This window comes from Myxosarcina sp. GI1 (assembly GCF_000756305.1).
GTDB lineage: Bacteria > Cyanobacteriota > Cyanobacteriia > Cyanobacteriales > Xenococcaceae > Myxosarcina.
In genome coordinates this window covers 109,254-126,452 of sequence record NZ_JRFE01000025.1, presented here as the reverse complement: position 1 = coordinate 126,452, position 17,199 = coordinate 109,254, and the positions used below count along the sequence as shown (strand labels likewise).

The window sequence follows — 17,199 nt, the reverse complement described above, 5'->3', positions numbered from 1 at the left end:
TTCTACTTCCTACTTCTTACTAAAACGGCAATTGCAAACCTACTCCTACTGCCAACTCATTGTCTTCTCTAACTCTCAATTGATGCCAGGTAGAAGCACCAAGGCGATTGGTAAGATAGATTTCTAAATAGGGATCGCTGTTAATTGCAGATGGTTCGCGCTGCAAAAGAGACAGGGGTGTCCATCTTACGGCTGCCGTCCAGGGAATTTTATCTTCAAGGCTACCGTCGATAAAAGTATTGCCTTCTCCTGCAAAATTTGCTCCTACTTCGCCAACTAGACTAAATTCTGTACCAATTCCATAAGAACCTCCGACATTAAATCCTGCTAGCTCTACACCCAAACGCTGCACGTAGCTCAATATTGGCGTAAACCACACCGCAGTGTTGCCAGCAATTTCATAGTGTAGGGGTAGAGAAAAGGTAGCAATAATTAGTTCGCCTTTTACAGTATCATCGCCCCCAGGGGTAAAAATAGGTACGGATTTATCTAGATTGCGGCGATCGAATTCTTCGGTGCTGTTGGCGCGAAAGTTGACAAACGGTTCGTTAGTTAGTCCTACGGTGGCAGCGAAACTGAGGGTAAGGGGATCGTTTTCTGCCTGATTCAAAAAGCGAATTTTACCACTAATTCCCTGTTCCGACTCGTCTACTTCACCGCCGACATAATCTAAATAAATACCAACTTCAAAATCCTCTAGTACCCCATAACGCAAGGCTGTCATTATTCCCTGACTACCTCCTTGCAAATTAAATACAAAATGCCCGCTAGCTACAGTACCGCCGTCAAAAAAAGCCAATCCGTCAGTAGTTAACCGCTTATTCTCTGGATCGATATCTCCTGTAAAGCGATCGCTATATTTACGATTGGCAGCAATTAAGTCAGGCATGAATACCAAATTAGTACCAATTCCCACTAAATCGCGATCGCCCGTCAGGGATAGTGGAGCATAACTGGCAAAGGTATTAGTAGCAAAAACGTCCAAAGCCAAACGAGGATTGACTAAATAACGCAAGCCAGCATTGTAGACGATGGTTTTATCTGGTTCTCCCGATTCACGGCTAATGCTATTGTTGCCAGTTAGAGGAATTAAACCATCGCCCCAAAAATACAGTCGAGAATTTACTCGATAAGATACACCCGCACCCAAACCCAACACCGTACCAAAAGAATTGTCATCATCATTAGGTAAACGCTGAAAAAACTCCGCATTCTCATCGTTAAAAAAAGTCAGAGTCGGCGCGAAGTTAAACTGCCAGCGATCGCCAACGGTAGTAGTAAAGGGAACAGCGAGAGAAACAAATACATTGCGATTGTTAAGTTCAATTGTTTCATCCCCGCGTCTAAATTGAAAGCCGCGAGTTCCCCAAGCAGCGGAAACCACTCCACTCAAAGCTTTGGTATTGTCGGCACTACTCCATAGTCGCTGTTTGATTTCTATCGCTGCTTCATTGTCTTCGGTACGTTCGGAAGTAAAACTTCCCTGTCGGGCGGGAGAACTACTGTCTACGTGCTGATATTGAAGTGTAAGCTGCAAATCATTGGTAATCCCCCAGCTAAAACCCGTATTAAAGTTAACCGCAGTATCATCGTCATCGAGGGTAACGACATCGACTAAATCTGGCAGAAAAAACAGACGAGTAGTTAAATTAAGGCTTACTTCTCCCCGTTGCAGGTGTTGGGCTGTAGGTAAAACTAATAACTGTTCCGACAAAGGCGTAAAAGTAACGCGTTCGCGATCGCTGTCTGACTTTTGCACTACTTTATCGGTTATAGGGTTGGCATTAGCCAGAGTATTTCCAGTTAGCCAAAAAAACATGCCACAGCTAACACCTAAAATTTGTTTGTTCATGCGATCGCGGCAATTTCTTCACACCGAAGTTGATTGTAGCAGTTCGCTCGTCAAAAAAGACTTGTCAAAAAAAAGTAGAAAAGAACAGTAGTTCGCTCCTACTTTTGTTAATTTATTAACCTTAATGATTGCCAACCCTTTTGGTAGATTAAGGTAGCTTATATTTAAAATCCATAGTGCCTTCGTAGCCAGATAATTCGGCTAATTCGGCAGCAGTTTTAGTTCCAGGATAAAGTTTGCCGTTTATTTCCCAAGTAGGAAAAGATTCTACTCCTGCGGCAATACAAGCATCTCTCTGAGGATTTATACCTTGGGGATCGCATTCGACATAATTAATCTTTTCAAATGCCTCTTTACCCAATAACTGTTTTTGTTCGTAGCAGTGAGGACACCAAAAAGCACCGTATTCTTTAGCTCCAATCGCATTTAAATGTTCTGCTAAAGCCATTTCCGATTCGCCAGAAGTAGTAGTTATTTCCCAGCCATAAGGTGGTGTAGGATTGGTTTGAGCTACAGGAACGGTAATTAAACCGTCAGCATCTACTATTTCTTCTTGAGCTACTTGTGCTGCTTCGGGATTATTTACGTCGGCGTAAACCGCTAGAGTTCCCATTAAGGTTAAAACTGCGACGATAATACCCATAAATAAAATTTGTCCGATATCTTCCCAGTATCTACCCACAATAGTCAAAATTAATAAGCTTACAGAGAATAACGCCGAACCAATACAGTAAAAACAGACAAGTTGAATTTGAGTTGCCAAAACATACATTAAATAGCCACTAAATATAGCCATTGACGTACTACCAGCCAGCAACAACCACCAGGTAATATTTTCTAGCTGTTTTTTAGCTTCTTTTTGGCGATCGCCATTAATAGCTAGAGGAACTAAAGCAAAAACTGCCATACTCAAGTACGCCAGACAGCCGAATAAACTCAATGGCAAACCAAACACGTAAGCATAGGGACTATCGAGTACGCTGCTACAGCCACCACTCGCTCCAGCATCGAAGGAACAAGCAACCTCACCTCCTGTCAGTTTAGTAACGGTTAGATAGGCGGTAAGAATTGCTCCTGCAATAGCGATCGCTCCAATAAGCGATCTAGACCAGCGGTATATCCAGGGAAGAGAACGTCGGCGGCGCATAGTTAATAATTTATCGACAATTACTATTAATAAGTTATCCGAATGCAAAAATTATAACTCAAGCATCCTCTCGACCGAGAAAGATGAGCGATCGATGGTAACGAGCAGGAGAAAACTTTGAGTAGTTGGGGACTTGAAGACTTATGGAAGTAGGTAGTTGGGGAGAGGTATTTCAATCTGTTCTTAAATCCCTAATTCCCTATCACCCTATTTTCTAGATTCTAGTGCCTGAAATAACTTTCTACTTTTCTTACTGCTGGCTATTTACTTTAGTTCGTAAATTTTTTTTTAGCTTTTGCTGAGGAGTAGTTTTTGTTTCTTTGGCAGCTTCCACAAATTGCGATACGAGAATGGGATCGATGGTTTCGGTAATCTTACCATGACGCTTGAGAGAACTGGCAACGATCGCGCCATCAGCTACCTGCATTAGCTGGGCAATATTATCGCTGTTGGCACCACTGCCTATAAATACAGGAGTATCCGCTGCTGCTGCTGCGGCTAACTCTAAATATTCCTGACTGGGGGGTACCCCCGTAGACCATCCTGAAAGAATTACGGCATCAGCCAGACCTCGATCTATAGTGTCTCGTACCGCATTGGTAATATTAGGAGTAGCCAGGGGATGAGCGTGTTTGACCAAGACATCGGCTAAAATCGCTACCTCAGATCCTAGTTCGCGTCGATATCGCAACAGTTCGTAAGCCCTACCTTCAATTAATCCTTGGTCGGTTGCCATGATCCCCGTCAGAACATTAACTCTAATAAATTGAGCTTCAACGCAGGATGCAATCGCCATAGCACTACGGGCATCATTGCGTAATACGTTGATTCCAATCGGTAGCATAACCATTTTTTTAAGGCGATCGACAATCAAAGTCATCGCGCTTACTACTGCTGGATCGACGCGATCTTTGGCAAAAGGCGCGTCAAAAAAGTTTTCAACAATAATACCATCTACTCCTCCTGCGGCTAAGGCTGTTGCTTCTTGTTCTGCTCTAGCAATTACTGCCTTTAGCTTGCCCTGCCAACGAGGGGAGGTCGGTAGAGGAGATAGATGAACTACGCCAATAATAGGTGTATGTGTATTAAAAATTTGTATTAAATCCACGCTGTTTTTCCCTGCCGCCATTTAAAGCCTGTTTGGTTACCCGTCTGAAAGTTATTATTATCTCAAAAGAAGACGGAAATATTTTATATAGTTTTGGTCAATTAATTGAATTTTGCCATTAAACAGACGCTCCTATTCTGGCATCTTTGGCGATCGCTTTGCCAATCTAAATTAATTTCAAGTAAATTGTCAGGAAAAACTTTGACTGTTAAGTTATTTTAACGATAGTATGATTAAGTGTAAGTCTGGGTACATTCAGCCAAACTTATCATAGTTTAGAAACTCTATAGTCCAGAAACTGTGTCTTAAAAATTTGAGTTGGCGATAAAATTTAAAAATAACTGTCAATTCACAGGTACTTCGTCTTATAGACGGAGGAAAGTCTATAAGATAAGATGTAAGAGTAGAAAATTGAGCTTTGCTCGATACATACTCCCCATCTGACAAATAGCTTTTTACCTATTTGAATTTCGCCAAACCAGGGGATGTTATAGACCAAATCATAACGCTCCAATTTAAAAGATATTGTGTCTGACCCAGTTTAGTTTAAAGAATATTCTGCATCGATTCTCATCAGAGTAAAGTTATGATCGATAAGCCCACAGTGGCATTATCCCATTTGGGATGTGAAAAAAACCGTATAGATTCAGAACATATGCTTGGCTTGTTAACTCAAGCTGGCTATCAAGTAGACTCCAACGAAGAATTAGCCGATTACGTTATCGTCAATACCTGTAGTTTTATCCAAGATTCTAGAGAAGAATCGGTAAGAACTTTAGTAGAACTTGCCGAAGCCAATAAAAAAATTATTATTGCTGGCTGCATGGCGCAGCATTTTCAAAACGAATTATTAGCAGAACTACCTGAAGCAGTTGCAGTAGTCGGCAGTAGTGACTATCACAAAATTGTCGATGTTATCGAGCGTGTGGCAACGGGTGAAAGAGTACGAGAAGTATCTACTCAGCCTACTTTTATCGCCGACGAAACAGTTCCCCGCTACCGAACTACTACAGAAGGAGTAGCTTATCTTAGAGTCGCAGAAGGTTGCGATTATGCCTGTTCGTTTTGCATTATTCCCCATCTGAGGGGCAAACAAAGATCTCGCTCTATCGAGTCAATTGTCGCTGAGGCTAAAGAATTAGCCGCTCAAGGTGTTAGAGAAATTATTTTGATTTCGCAAATTACCACCAATTATGGTGTCGATTTGTACGGAGAACCAAAGCTGGCAGAACTGCTCTACGAACTAGGCAAAGTTGACGTACCCTGGATTCGAATTCATTACGCCTATCCAACAGGACTCACATCCAAAGTAATTGCCGCGATTAAAAATACCTCTAATGTCCTTCCCTATCTAGATTTACCTCTGCAACATTCTCATCCAGAAATTTTGCGCGCGATGAATCGCCCTTGGCAAGGAAGGGTAAACGATGCCATTATCGAACGAATTAAAGAGGAACTTCCAGATGCGGTGTTACGCACTACGTTTATTGTCGGTTTTCCTGGTGAATCCGAAGCTCATTTTCAGCACTTAGTAGAGTTTGTCGAAAGCCATCAGTTCGATCACGTAGGTGTATTTACCTTTTCTCCAGAAGCTGAAGCTCCTGCATCTCAGCTTACACCTCAAGTTTCTCCAGCAATAAGTTCATCGCGTCGAGATACTCTCATGCAGATTCAACAGCCAATTGCTGCTGCTAAAAATCAGGCTAACATCGGTAAAATTGTCGAGGTTTTAGTCGAACAAGAAAATCCTGAAACGGGAGAGTTTATTGGGCGTTCGGCTCGATTTGCTCCTGAAGTTGACGGACTAGTATATTTACGTGGTGAAGCTACCCTCGGAACGATAGTTCCCGTAAGAATTACCGCAGCCGATATTTACGATCTTTATGGAGAAGTTGCCAGTCTAGTGGCGTATAAAGTTTAAATTTATTACCAATTGCGATCGCAATTTATATATAGCTTGAAACATTAATTAGCTAAATATGGCGACGACAAACTGTAAATTTTTCCAAAGCAAAGTCAAAAACAGTAACGATTTATAGTAAGGACAACTCAATTTATGACTACTACTTTCAAAGAACTGGGCTTATCAGAAGCCTGTTTGGAACAACTAGAAGCTCTAGGATTTACCAAACCCACTCAAATTCAGCAAGAAGCAATACCGTTTCTCTTAGAGGGAAAAGATATTGTCGGTCAATCCCAAACTGGAACTGGTAAAACTGCGGCGTTTTCTCTGCCAGCACTCGATTTGGTCGATCCCAAGGATAAAAGCGTTCAGGTGCTGATTTTAACGCCTACAAGAGAATTGGCGCAACAGGTTGCCCAGGCGATCGAAGATTTCTCCGAAAACCGTAAAATTTATTCTCTAACCGTGTATGGCGGTCAATCAATTGAAAGACAGATTCGCAGTTTGCGCAGGGGCGTGCAAATTGTGGTCGGCACCCCAGGTAGAGTAATCGATCTTTTAGAACGCAAAGATTTAAAATTAGATAATTTGCGTTTGGCAGTCTTAGACGAAGCCGATGAAATGCTGAGTATGGGCTTTATCGACGATATCAAAACTATATTGCGGCAAGCACCTAAAGATAGACAGACTGCCTGTTTATCTGCCACCATGCCTCGCGAAATTAGAGATTTAATCGATCGCTTTTTACAGTCTCCTGTTACTCTAACGGTAAAACAAACCCAGGCAGCACCAAAAAGAATCGACCAGCACGTTTATATGGTGCCTCGTGGTTGGCAAAAAATTAAGGCATTGCAGCCCATACTCGAAATAGAAGAGCCAGAATCGGCACTTATTTTTGTCCGTACCAAACGTACTGCCAGCGAACTGACTAGCAAGCTGTTAGAAGCAGGACACAGTGTTGATGAATATCATGGCAATCTCAGCCAAGTGCAGCGCGAACGTTTGGTAAAACGCTTTCGTGATGGTCAGGTCAAATTAGTAGTGGCAACGGATATTGCTGCTAGAGGTTTGGACGTTCAGGATTTGTCTCACGTAATCAATTACGATTTACCAGACAATGCCGAAACCTACATTCACCGTATCGGACGTACTGGTAGAGCGGGCAAAACTGGCACTGCAATTGCTTTGGTACAGCCAGCCGATCGCCGTTTTCTCAAACAGATCGAACGCCGTTTGCGTCAAAAGTTAGAGACAGCTAAAATTCCCAATCGCGCTCAGGTAGAAGCTAAAAGATTTGCTAAATTGCAAACGACAATTAAAGAAACTTTGGCGGGAGAAAGAATGGCATCATTCTTACCTCTGGTAAGAGAATTGAGCGATGATTATGATGCTCAAGCAATAGCTGCGGCTGCTTTACAAATGGTCTACGACAAAGATTGTCCTAACTGGATGAAAGGTAATTGGGAAGTTCCCGAAGCAGGAATAGAAAAACCCATACTCAAGAAAAAAGGCAATCGTTCTTCACGTAAAGACCGCTATAGTAACTCCAAATCTTCGCCTAAAGATAAATCTCGTGGTGGCAAACTCAGATCTGAAGTAATTATCGAGCAGTAAACCAGTTATGATGGGTTTTAAGCGTTATCGCCTATAATTTATAGTGCTTGAAACCCAATCCAAACTGTCGATAAACCGCTCCAAGAGCGAATAATAACCCGTGACTTTAAGTATCCCCTCTGCTAATACCTCAAATCATCAGCCCGTTAACCAGGCTAACAACTGGCAGGGTTTGATCGAAACCTATCGTCCTTATTTACCAGTAAGTGCCACTACACCAGTAGTAACTTTATTGGAAGGAAATACGCCTTTAATACCAGTTCCTGCGATCTCCGAACAAATTGGTCGCGGCGTAAAGGTATACGCTAAATATGACGGTCTTAATCCTACGGGGAGTTTCAAAGACCGAGGCATGACTATGGCAATTTCCAAAGCTAAAGAGGCGGGAGCAGAAGCGGTAGTTTGCGCCAGTACGGGTAACACTTCGGCAGCGGCAGCAGCCTATGCGCGTCGGGCGGGAATGCCTGCATTTGTAGTTATCCCCGACGGTTATGTGGCTTTAGGCAAGCTAGCACAGGCTTTGCTTTATGGAGCGGAAGTTATTGCCATCGAAGGTAATTTTGACGATGCCTTAGATATAGTGCGATCGCTCGCAAAGAATTATCCCGTAACTTTAGTCAATTCGGTCAATCCCTATCGTTTGGAAGGGCAAAAAACCGCAGCTTTTGAAATAATCGATGTGTTGGGTAATGCTCCCGACTGGCTTTGCATTCCTGTAGGTAATGCAGGAAACATCACTGCCTACTGGATGGGTTTTTGTGAATATCATCAGGCAAAAAAAAGCGATCGCTTGCCTAAAATGATGGGATTTCAAGCTGCTGGGGCTTCGCCACTAATTTCTGGAAAACCTGTAAGTCAACCCGATACAATTGCTACAGCTATTCGCATTGGTAACCCCGCTAACTGGCAAAAAGCGATCGCCGTACGGGATGCCAGCAAAGGTGAATTTAATGCCGTAACCGATGATGAAATTCTAGATGCCTATCGTTTATTAGCTTCAGCAGAAGGTATCTTTTGCGAACCTGCAAGCGCGGCTTCGGTAGCTGGCTTACTCAAGGTTAAAGATCGAGTCCCCCAAAACGCTACGATAGTCTGCGTTCTAACTGGAAATGGCTTAAAAGATCCCACTAGCGCGATCGAGTATAGCGTCAATCAGGTTAAAACCGTAAAACACGATCTAGAAACGGTTGCTAAAGCAATGGGGTTCTGAAGAAGTAAAAAGTAAAAAGTAGAAAGTAGAAAGTTATTAACGGATAATGGATAATTGACAATTTAAAATTTTTCATTATCCATTGTCAATTTTTGCTTCCCCTACTCACTACCTAAAAAGCTTTCTCTGCTATCTTTACTGACTTATAATTTATCTTTTTGATATTACCAAGACAATGATTGACAAGATTTCTACTCCTAGTAGCAGGTTTAATTCTCTAATTGGTTGAGAAGCGATCGCGGTGTATAAAAGTTCTAAAAATAGGGGTGGTATAAAGCAAAAAATCATAATTGCTAAAAGCTTAATAATTGTATTTTTTCCTATTAAAGATAAAATAAATCCACCGATTATACCTAAAGGAATAAAAGCTATTGCACAAAAAGCTAAATAGTACTTGATTAAATTAAAATTTTCTACATTAATTTTCCAACCTAAAATTGTAAACGGATAGTAGGCTAAAAAATTTATTTCTGGTTGAAAGAAAAAGCTGTATTTGTTATCAAGGCGATCGAGATAAAAATCAAGTCTATTTTTCTCAAAAGTAATTAATAAATGATGAAAGTCTGTGTTGCTAAAAACTCTGGGAATTATTAATTCGGGTTGGCTACCATTTTCTCCAGTAAGAGGCGATCGCATACGAAAACTTAAGTGACTTCGTTCTTGTCCGATAGTTAGGTTGCGACGAAAAATGTTTTCTGAAACAGAAATAATTCTAGCAGGACCTATTTGTTGTAGATTGTTAGTTGCTACAATCGCGCTTAACGTAAATCGATCGCTACTCCGTAGTTTATTAGTTAAATTAGAAACTGGATTTTGAGAAACTAACCATCGTTCACCACCCACAAAAACTGCATTATTTTTTAAAGATGTAGATGTATTTTTATTGGAGCTATTATTTTTTTGCCAGACTAATTTCTCAGCAGTAATTGTAGATGAGATATAGCTTTTTTTTTGTCGATCGAATGTATAAGAAATATTTACTTTTTCAGTAGGTATTTTATTCTCTAAAAATACTCGCTCTATTTCTGAGGCAGACAAAGCGCGATCGCTAATTTGAAAATTTTTTATATAGCCTTGCCAGGGGCGATCGCCTGTAGCTTCATTACCAATTATTAACTGAAAATTTTCGTTCCAGTTACTTAAATTGACATTAATTAGTAAAATATAGCTTGCTAAACAAATAGCTAAAAAATAACCGACAAAAGCAGTAATTAAAGATTTAAGCGTTAGTTTATTGCGATTTCTAGTTATTATTGCAACTATAAAAGAACCAATCGAACTGCGCCACCAATACAAACAAGTTCCTGCAAATCCGCCGATAGTATTAGTTACTACATCAGAAAAATTGGAAACGCGAATAGGCAAAAAAAACTGTAAAGTTTCTACGAATAGAGATAGACTACAGCTAGCAATAATTGAAATTATTAATGTAGTTATATATTTAAATTTTGTAGTTGGTAAGATAGCCGCCAAACTAATGCCAAAAGGTAGAAATAATAAAATATTTCGCCAATAGTCTTTAACGCTGCTGCTATGGCGGAACTGCTTAAAAATTAATAAAGGAGATACTTGTTCTGGAACGACAAAAGTAAAAGGATTGAGCGTTGCCGCGATCGCTAGGACGATACTGGCAATAAAAAATAAGTAATACCAAAAGCTACGATTCACAAATTTAATTTAGATCGCGAATTCATTTTGTTTTTACTTTAAGATATGAATTGATTTACCGACCATCAACTATAAGGTAAGCAAATTTCTTTCAGGTATCGACAATCATTACAAATGCTCTTTGTTTACCCACCCTAAGTTTATAATGATACTACTTCGGTTGCTACTCCCATTTCTCGCAGCATTTTGCTAATTTCGTCACGATAGATCGAGTTCATAATGATAACGCGATCGGGTCGATAGGTTTTAAGAAACTCTGGAGGCATAATTTCTTTACCAACTCCAGGAATAAACTTACCGTGACGGTGGGGATTGATATCGACCGCATATTCGATTTTGTCTACCGTATTTAAGGTAGTTAAAAAAGAAACACACTTAGAACCAGAACCCCAAACTACAACTTTTTCCTGCTTTTGCTGCGCCGCTGTCAAATAATCTTTCCAATAGTTTAGTTTGTCCGTAATATTTTCGGTAAAATGGCGTACATCATCCGCTACTTGAGATACTGTTTCTTCTTCAGGATGGATCGTTGCGGACGGGGTATCAGTAGGTTGTGCTTCAATAATTAAATACTGATCGCCATAATCGCAGTAAAGGTCTTTGACTTCAAATCCACAGTTGCGAAATAAACGGGCTAAAGTACCAGGACTAAAATAAGAACAGTGTTCGTAATAAATATCCTCAAAGGCTAAATCTTGTAAAACTTTGGTATTGTTGGGAATTTCAAAGACTACATTAACTTCGTGGCGATCGCCTATCGAGCTACGTACCGTTTTAATAAATTCCGCAGTCGGTTGGATATGTTCTAGAGTATGGCGACAGCAGATAAAATCACCAACATATTTGGAGTGCTTTTGAGAATAGTAATCTCGAATGAAAGTAACGCGATCGCTCGCGTCGCTTTGAACTCTGTTGGGAACGACGCTAGGATCTATACCCACACCGCGATTATTGCCTAATTCACACAGCATCAACAGAAAATCGCCTTTACTACAGCCGATTTCCACAATATTTTTATGGTGTAAATCGTATTTATCAATGAGTTTATTAGCTAAACTATGGGCGAATTTATTAAATGTAGGGGAAAAACTCTGTTGATCTTCATAGTTAGGCGCGTAAGCCGACCATTTTGAATCAAACTCCGTATTGGTAATAAAACCGCAATTGTTACAAAAGCCCAAAACTACATCGCCGCAGGGAAAGTTCGAGGCTTCTTGTTTGTTGGACATCATCAAACAGCTATGAACGGGAACGTTGCGAACTTCGTAAAAAACTGACAATTCTAAATGACTGCAGTTAGGACAGCTATGCTCGATCGACTTTGGTGCAGTCGATATTGATATTTGGTTATCTTGACGTAGGGAATTTTGAACCATGATGGGATTAAATTGAATATTTATAAAAGCTTACAATCTTAATTTGGAGTAGCCAGGAAAAACCTGACTACCAAAAATATATATAGAGGTTCTTAAACTGGTAAGGGACAGCAATTTTCATTTGGATGAGATATACCTCATTCTTTACAGACACTGGGGTTTGAGCGATCTGATCTCAGTATAGATTTGTACCTTACAAATATGAGAAACGCTATAAATTTTATTCAATAATTTTAGGAGTAGGAATTGGAACGATAAACTTACCGCCATTGCTACGAAACTCTTCTTGCTGTTTGATAATTTCATCGGCAAAATTCCAAGCCAGGATCAAAACATAATCTGGCTTATCTTCTAAAAGTTTGGACGGCGGAAAAATGGGTAAATGATTGACTCCCATATAGCGACCGTGCTTAAACTTGTTTAAATCTACAACATAATCGAGAATAACTTTATTAATTCCCAGATAACTCAACATAGTAGTTGCCTTGGCAGCAGCACCGTAGCCGACTATTCTCTTCCCTTGTTTTTTAAAGTTCCAAAGAATTTCGAGTAGAGAATATTTGAATGCCGTAACCATCTCAGCAAAATTAAGATAGTAATCGAGGCGATTGACTCCTAGTTCTTGTTCTTCTGCTAGTAAAGACTCAACCGAATCTTCCATCGCAGCTTTGGGTTCGATATACAACCGCAAAGAACCACCATGAATTTTAGTTCTCTCAATCCGATTGAGATATAGTGAATGACGGCGAAATAATTTGTCTAAAGCTGTAACCGAAAAGTAGCATAAGTGCTGGTGATAGATAGTATCAAACTCACAATGCCGAACTAGATCGACCACGTAAGGAGCTTCAATTACTGCTACGCCACTATCTTTGAGTAAAATAGCAATTCCTGCTACAAAACCGTTAAGGTCTGGTACGTGAGCCAAAACATTATTAGCTAAAAATAGATCTGCTTGCTTGCCCTCGGTTTTGAGTTTGAGTGCTAAATCTTTACCAAAAAAAGTACATAGAGTATCAATTCCTTTATCCAGAGCCACTTTTACTGGTTCGGGAGCGGGATCGATCCCCAATACCCGAATGCCGCGATCGCTAAAGTTTTGTAGCATATAGCCATCGTTACTAGCTGCTTCGACAACCAAGCTGTTATGGTCTAACTTTCTAGTTTCAATTAGATTTCGCGCACTGTTGCCAAAATGCTCTAGCAAAGAGGCGGAAACAGAAGAGAAATAAGGATAATCTTGCCCGAACAGAATCTCTGGCGGCACTATTTCAGTAATTTGTACCAGCGAACAGTTAGGACAAAAAGCTAGATCTAGGGGAGCGGTATATTCTGGCAAACTCAGTTGTTCTTGAGTAAGTAAATTGTCTGCTAGAGGAGTATACCCAAAGGAAATAATATTTTCTAATGCTGCATATCCGCAGGAAAGACAGGTAGCGCGATCGCTATTCATAGTATTTTGTTTACAAGTTATAAAATAGCCAGGTACGGTTTGAGTAGGCTGAAATTAATAGATATAAATAGATATATTTTAACCAGCCTACTTGGCTGTATTTAAGCAATCGTAGTTAAAGTTTCGTGTTGCCAGCGTAAATTGTTATCTAGTAGACCACTACCAATTAAATATTTAATATGTGCGATTCTTTGATACTTAAAACCTTCAAACTCTTCCAAACTCAAACCGACACGTTTATACGCTTGATATAGCTCTTCTGCTCCTTTTCGAGCATCCCATTGAGGTTGAAAGTTTAAAGTATCGGCGATTTTGCTACAGTCAACTCGATAACAGCGTTTATCTGGTCCTGCATTAGGGGCATATTCTACACGGCAGTTAGAAACTGTATTTCTAACAATTTCGGCTAACTCCCGAATCTGATAATTATCTTCATTGCGTCCCACATTAAAAGCTTCATTGTGAATCAGTTCTCGTGGTGCTTCAAGAGCAGCAATAAAAGCTCTAGATATGTCTTCTATATGTACGATCGGTCGCCAGGGGGTACCATCGCTCTTAATATATACCAAACCTTTAGTAAAAGCCCAGGCAACTAAATTGTTGAGTACTAAATCGAAACGCAGTCGAGGCGAAACTCCAAAGGCAGTTGCATTACGCAGAAAAGTAGGACTGAAATTATCGTCAGCTAGCTGGCTGACATCTCGTTCTACATTGACTTTGGAAACACCATAGGGAGTAACGGGATTAAACTCAGAATTTTCGTCAAGCCAGTCTGCGCCACCCGCACCATAATTGCTGCAAGAAGAAGAAAAAATAAAGCGGCTAACACCCGCTTGTTTTGCTAGTTGTGCCAATCTTACCGAAGCTTGATGGTTGATTTCGTGAGTTAATTGGGCATTGAGATTTCCTAAAGGATCGTTAGACAGCCCTGCTAAATGCAGTATCGCTTCAAACCCTGTTAGATCGTCAAGTTCGATATCTCTAATGTCTTTTTTCAATTCGGGAATATCTTTAATTCCCTCACCAAAAGTGCTGCGCTCGTAAAGGTCGCTATCTAAACCGACAACCTCATACTTTCTGTCCATCAACATTGGCACCAGAATCGTGCCGATGTAACCCTTGTGTCCAGTTAATAGTACCTTCATATTTGCTATCCTCCCATGTTTTCCAAGGTGCTTTGCCGCTCGCCCATAAAGCTTCCAAACGTTTTTTGTCTCGCAAGGTATCCATACATTGCCAGAAAGAATTATGCTTGTATGCCATCAATTGACCATCTCTAGCTAATCTTTCTAGAGGTTGTTTTTCCCATTGAGTTTCATCGTCGTCGATGTAGTCGAAAACTTCAGGTTCTAGCACGAAAAAAGCACCATTAATCCAACCTTCTTTAGTTTGAGGCTTCTCCGAAAATTCGACGATTTGTTCGCCGTCAAGTTCCAGGTGTCCGAAGCGTGCTGGAGGGCGAACAGCAGTTAGGGTGGCTAACTTACCATGAGCGCGGTGGAAAGCCAGCAATTCATGCAGATTAATATCGGAAACTCCGTCACCCCAAGTCAGCATAAAAGTTTCATTGCCCAGATAAGGAGCTAGACGCTTAATTCTTCCGCCCGTATTAGTCATCGCTCCCGTATCTATTAAATCTACCGTCCAATCTAGTTGATAACCGCCATGAGTTTTGACTTTGCCGTTACGCAATCCTACTGTCAGGTTACTGTTGAGGGCGCAATAATCTACCATGTATTTTTTAATTACCGCACCTTTATAGCCCAAAGCAATACAAAAATCTTGAAAACCATATTGATAGTAATGCATCATAATGTGCCACAGAATTGGCTGACCGCCAATTTCTACCATTGGTTTGGGTTTATTTTCTGTTTCTTCAGCAATACGAGTTCCCAAACCACCAGCAAGAATAGCTACTTTCATAATTTTCCTTCCCTCAGGAGCATTAATAGCTTGAGTAATTTTACTGACAAATTGTCAAAAATTCATCAGTACTTTATATATTGTAGTTATTAAAGATAGTTTCTAATTTAAAGATTTAATGAAGCAAATTCGCCTGTGTTTGTCGAATACAATGCTTGTCAAAAGAGACAATGTAAGCACAAATAAATGTCTATTTTGCACTATAAAGATAATTATTTTTTTTACAAACTTTAAAAAAAATGTAAAGCGACCTCTTGAATTTTTATCAATTGTTTTAACTTTGCCAAAAAAAAGTCAAATATTACTATAATAATTAGTGGAAGTAGGCGGAAGCAAGAGTGCCAACTCTTATACTGGCACTAGTGTGAGTTTATTGCTTTTTATATGTTTTTAGCATTCGCTAACACGATTAGTGTATAGTATACGTCCTCTGACTTGGATGGAAATATTTTTTTATTAGCAATTGCAAACTGTCGCTTTAAAGCTTGCTTACTAAAGTTATATATAATTTAATGCTAATTAAATAGGTGTTAGCGTATTAGTATAACTAAAAACATCATTTTTTCTTTTTTGAAAAAGCCAAATTAAAATAGCTGTCGTCACTTTTCGATCGAGTTTGCTTAGTATGTCGGTTAATTTCTCTTTAAATCCCAATCGCAAATCGCGCATTTTAGTAGTTTCAGTTCGCGGTTTTCGCTTTCAGGCAGCTAACTGCTGTATTTACGAGCTTGAAGATTTGCTGGTCGAACTAGAAGGGGCAGATTTGTATGCACCCGTGAGAGAATTTGCTTTACCGAGAAAAATTTATCGTACGACTAAATATCTGAGTGTTTCGGATCGTTGGGCTGGAGCGATCGCGCCTTTTCCTAAAGAGCTAACTTTAAACCGAGAATACGATCTTTTGTTTGCCGTTCTCGATAACCCCTGGCAAATGCACTTACTAGATGCGATCGCCAATTGGCGAGAAAAATGTCGTTATTCTGCTTGTTATATTGCCGAGATGTGGCAGCCAGATTTAAACAACTGGCGATTACTTAAAGAACCCTGGCAAAACTTCGATCGTATTTTTCTGGGGGTTACTCACTTAACCAGGCAACTGAGTAAACTTATCGCTCGTCCCGTAACCTATGTGCCTCCTGCTGTAGACACTCTGGCATTTTCACCATATCCAAATCCTCCCCAAAGGGCGATCGATGTTTGTTATGTCGGCAGGCGATCGCCACAAATACATGCTTCTTTATATCGGCATTCACGGGAAAACAACTTTTTTTACTACTACGACACGGTTAAAAAACAGCAGCTATTTATCGAACATTCTCAAGAACATCGGGCTAAGTTAATAAGTCTGTTTAAAAGAAGCCGCTATAACATTACTTACTACGCTAAATTTAACTCTAGCCAGGAAACTGGAGGGACTCAAGAAATTGGCTATCGTTTTTTTGAAGGTGCGGCAGCAGGAACGGTAATGGTAGGAATGCCACCTGCTGGAGAGGCTTTTCCCCGTTATTTTGACTGGGAAGATGCCATAGTTAGAGTCGATCTTTCTGAGCGCGACATTGTAGATGCGCTTGCCGAGCTCGATCGCCAGCCCGAACGACTGGATAAAATTCGCCGTCAAAATGTAGCTAATTCTCTGCTCAAACATGACTGGATGTACCGCTGGCGAGATATGATTGCTACTTTCGATCTCAAACCCACCTCGGCAATGCTGGCAAGAGAAAAATATCTGCAACAGTTAGCAAAAGATATTTTAGCTGAAGTTACTGTTTAATCTGTATTAATAACAGCGTGATTTTTCAGCATTTGAATAAATAATATTTAATTTTAATAAAAAAAATAAGTCCTAAAACTAAGCTTTTGGGCTTATTTTTAGACGTTGTCCCGATTTATTCTCGATTGCATCCCGACTTGTTCTCGCTCGCCGCATAAATTACAAGTCAAGTCG

12 protein-coding genes are annotated in these 17,199 nt (G+C 40.2%); 4 read left to right on the top strand and 8 right to left on the bottom strand.

The features are described from left to right. Positions 1-19 precede the first annotated feature (19 nt). From KV40_RS20085 to btpA, 3 genes are all read right to left on the bottom strand, one after another. Positions 20-1,852: a hypothetical protein gene (locus KV40_RS20085; RefSeq protein ID WP_036485383.1), complete on the bottom strand. Its 1,833-nt coding sequence runs from the start codon at positions 1,850-1,852 to the stop codon at positions 20-22. A gap of 148 nt (positions 1,853-2,000) precedes the next feature. Next, a complete protein-coding gene (locus KV40_RS20080; RefSeq protein WP_036485450.1) occupies positions 2,001-2,999 on the bottom strand; it encodes a vitamin K epoxide reductase family protein in 999 nt (332 codons plus the stop codon). A gap of 250 nt (positions 3,000-3,249) precedes the next feature. Then, on the bottom strand, positions 3,250-4,107 hold the full coding sequence (gene btpA, locus KV40_RS20075) for a photosystem I biogenesis protein BtpA (protein ID WP_036485449.1): 858 nt from the start codon (positions 4,105-4,107) through the stop codon (positions 3,250-3,252). Positions 4,108-4,693: 586 nt separating this feature from the next. Here btpA and rimO point away from each other — a divergent pair. The 3 genes from rimO to thrC all read left to right on the top strand — a co-directional run bounded on the left by rimO (position 4,694) and on the right by thrC (position 8,834). Further along, positions 4,694-6,028: a 30S ribosomal protein S12 methylthiotransferase RimO gene (rimO, locus tag KV40_RS20070; RefSeq protein WP_036485382.1), complete on the top strand. Its 1,335-nt coding sequence runs from the start codon at positions 4,694-4,696 to the stop codon at positions 6,026-6,028. A 135-nt stretch (positions 6,029-6,163) separates the two neighbouring features. Then, positions 6,164-7,624, top strand: coding sequence for a DEAD/DEAH box helicase (locus tag KV40_RS20065; RefSeq protein ID WP_036485380.1), 1,461 nt, complete (start codon positions 6,164-6,166; stop codon positions 7,622-7,624). A 112-nt stretch (positions 7,625-7,736) separates the two neighbouring features. Then, positions 7,737-8,834 (top strand): threonine synthase, encoded by a 1,098-nt coding sequence (gene thrC, locus KV40_RS20060; protein ID WP_052055793.1) that lies wholly within the window; start codon positions 7,737-7,739, stop codon positions 8,832-8,834. 150 nt (positions 8,835-8,984) lie between these two features. On the opposite strand, the gene KV40_RS20055 is transcribed toward thrC, so the two are convergent. From KV40_RS20055 to rfbF, 5 genes are all read right to left on the bottom strand, one after another. Then, positions 8,985-10,502: a VanZ family protein gene (locus KV40_RS20055; RefSeq protein WP_036485376.1), complete on the bottom strand. Its 1,518-nt coding sequence runs from the start codon at positions 10,500-10,502 to the stop codon at positions 8,985-8,987. A gap of 140 nt (positions 10,503-10,642) precedes the next feature. Beyond that, complete coding sequence (locus tag KV40_RS20050; RefSeq protein WP_052055789.1) at positions 10,643-11,878, bottom strand: class I SAM-dependent methyltransferase; 1,236 nt, start codon at positions 11,876-11,878, stop codon at positions 10,643-10,645. Positions 11,879-12,098: 220 nt separating this feature from the next. Further along, the gene (locus tag KV40_RS20045; protein ID WP_036485374.1) at positions 12,099-13,331 is read right to left on the bottom strand and encodes a class I SAM-dependent methyltransferase; all 1,233 of its coding nucleotides are present in this window, start codon (positions 13,329-13,331) and stop codon (positions 12,099-12,101) included. 101 nt (positions 13,332-13,432) lie between these two features. Next, on the bottom strand, positions 13,433-14,476 hold the full coding sequence (locus tag KV40_RS20040) for an NAD(P)-dependent oxidoreductase (RefSeq protein ID WP_072013858.1): 1,044 nt from the start codon (positions 14,474-14,476) through the stop codon (positions 13,433-13,435). After that, positions 14,400-15,254, bottom strand: a complete 855-nt coding sequence (gene rfbF / locus KV40_RS20035; protein WP_036485369.1) for a glucose-1-phosphate cytidylyltransferase — start codon at positions 15,252-15,254, stop codon at positions 14,400-14,402. Before rfbF ends, KV40_RS20040 begins: the two co-directional genes overlap by 77 nt. Before the next feature lie 625 nt (positions 15,255-15,879). Here rfbF and KV40_RS20030 point away from each other — a divergent pair. Beyond that, positions 15,880-17,025: a glycosyltransferase gene (locus KV40_RS20030; protein ID WP_036485367.1), complete on the top strand. Its 1,146-nt coding sequence runs from the start codon at positions 15,880-15,882 to the stop codon at positions 17,023-17,025. Positions 17,026-17,199 lie beyond the last annotated feature (174 nt).

Excerpts from the sequence above, each read along its gene's own strand:
- KV40_RS20050 (WP_052055789.1), bottom strand. The coding sequence starts at position 11,878 with ATGGTTCAAAATTCCCTACGTCAAGATAACCAAATATCAATATCGACT.
- KV40_RS20045 (WP_036485374.1), bottom strand. The coding sequence starts at position 13,331 with ATGAATAGCGATCGCGCTACCTGTCTTTCCTGCGGATATGCAGCATTA.
- KV40_RS20085 (WP_036485383.1), bottom strand. The coding sequence starts at position 1,852 with ATGAACAAACAAATTTTAGGTGTTAGCTGTGGCATGTTTTTTTGGCTA.
- KV40_RS20040 (WP_072013858.1), bottom strand. The coding sequence starts at position 14,476 with ATGAAGGTACTATTAACTGGACACAAGGGTTACATCGGCACGATTCTG.
- KV40_RS20080 (WP_036485450.1), bottom strand. The coding sequence starts at position 2,999 with ATGCGCCGCCGACGTTCTCTTCCCTGGATATACCGCTGGTCTAGATCG.
- KV40_RS20065 (WP_036485380.1), top strand. The coding sequence starts at position 6,164 with ATGACTACTACTTTCAAAGAACTGGGCTTATCAGAAGCCTGTTTGGAA.
- rfbF (WP_036485369.1), bottom strand. The coding sequence starts at position 15,254 with ATGAAAGTAGCTATTCTTGCTGGTGGTTTGGGAACTCGTATTGCTGAA.
- KV40_RS20030 (WP_036485367.1), top strand. The coding sequence starts at position 15,880 with ATGTCGGTTAATTTCTCTTTAAATCCCAATCGCAAATCGCGCATTTTA.
- rimO (WP_036485382.1), top strand. The coding sequence starts at position 4,694 with ATGATCGATAAGCCCACAGTGGCATTATCCCATTTGGGATGTGAAAAA.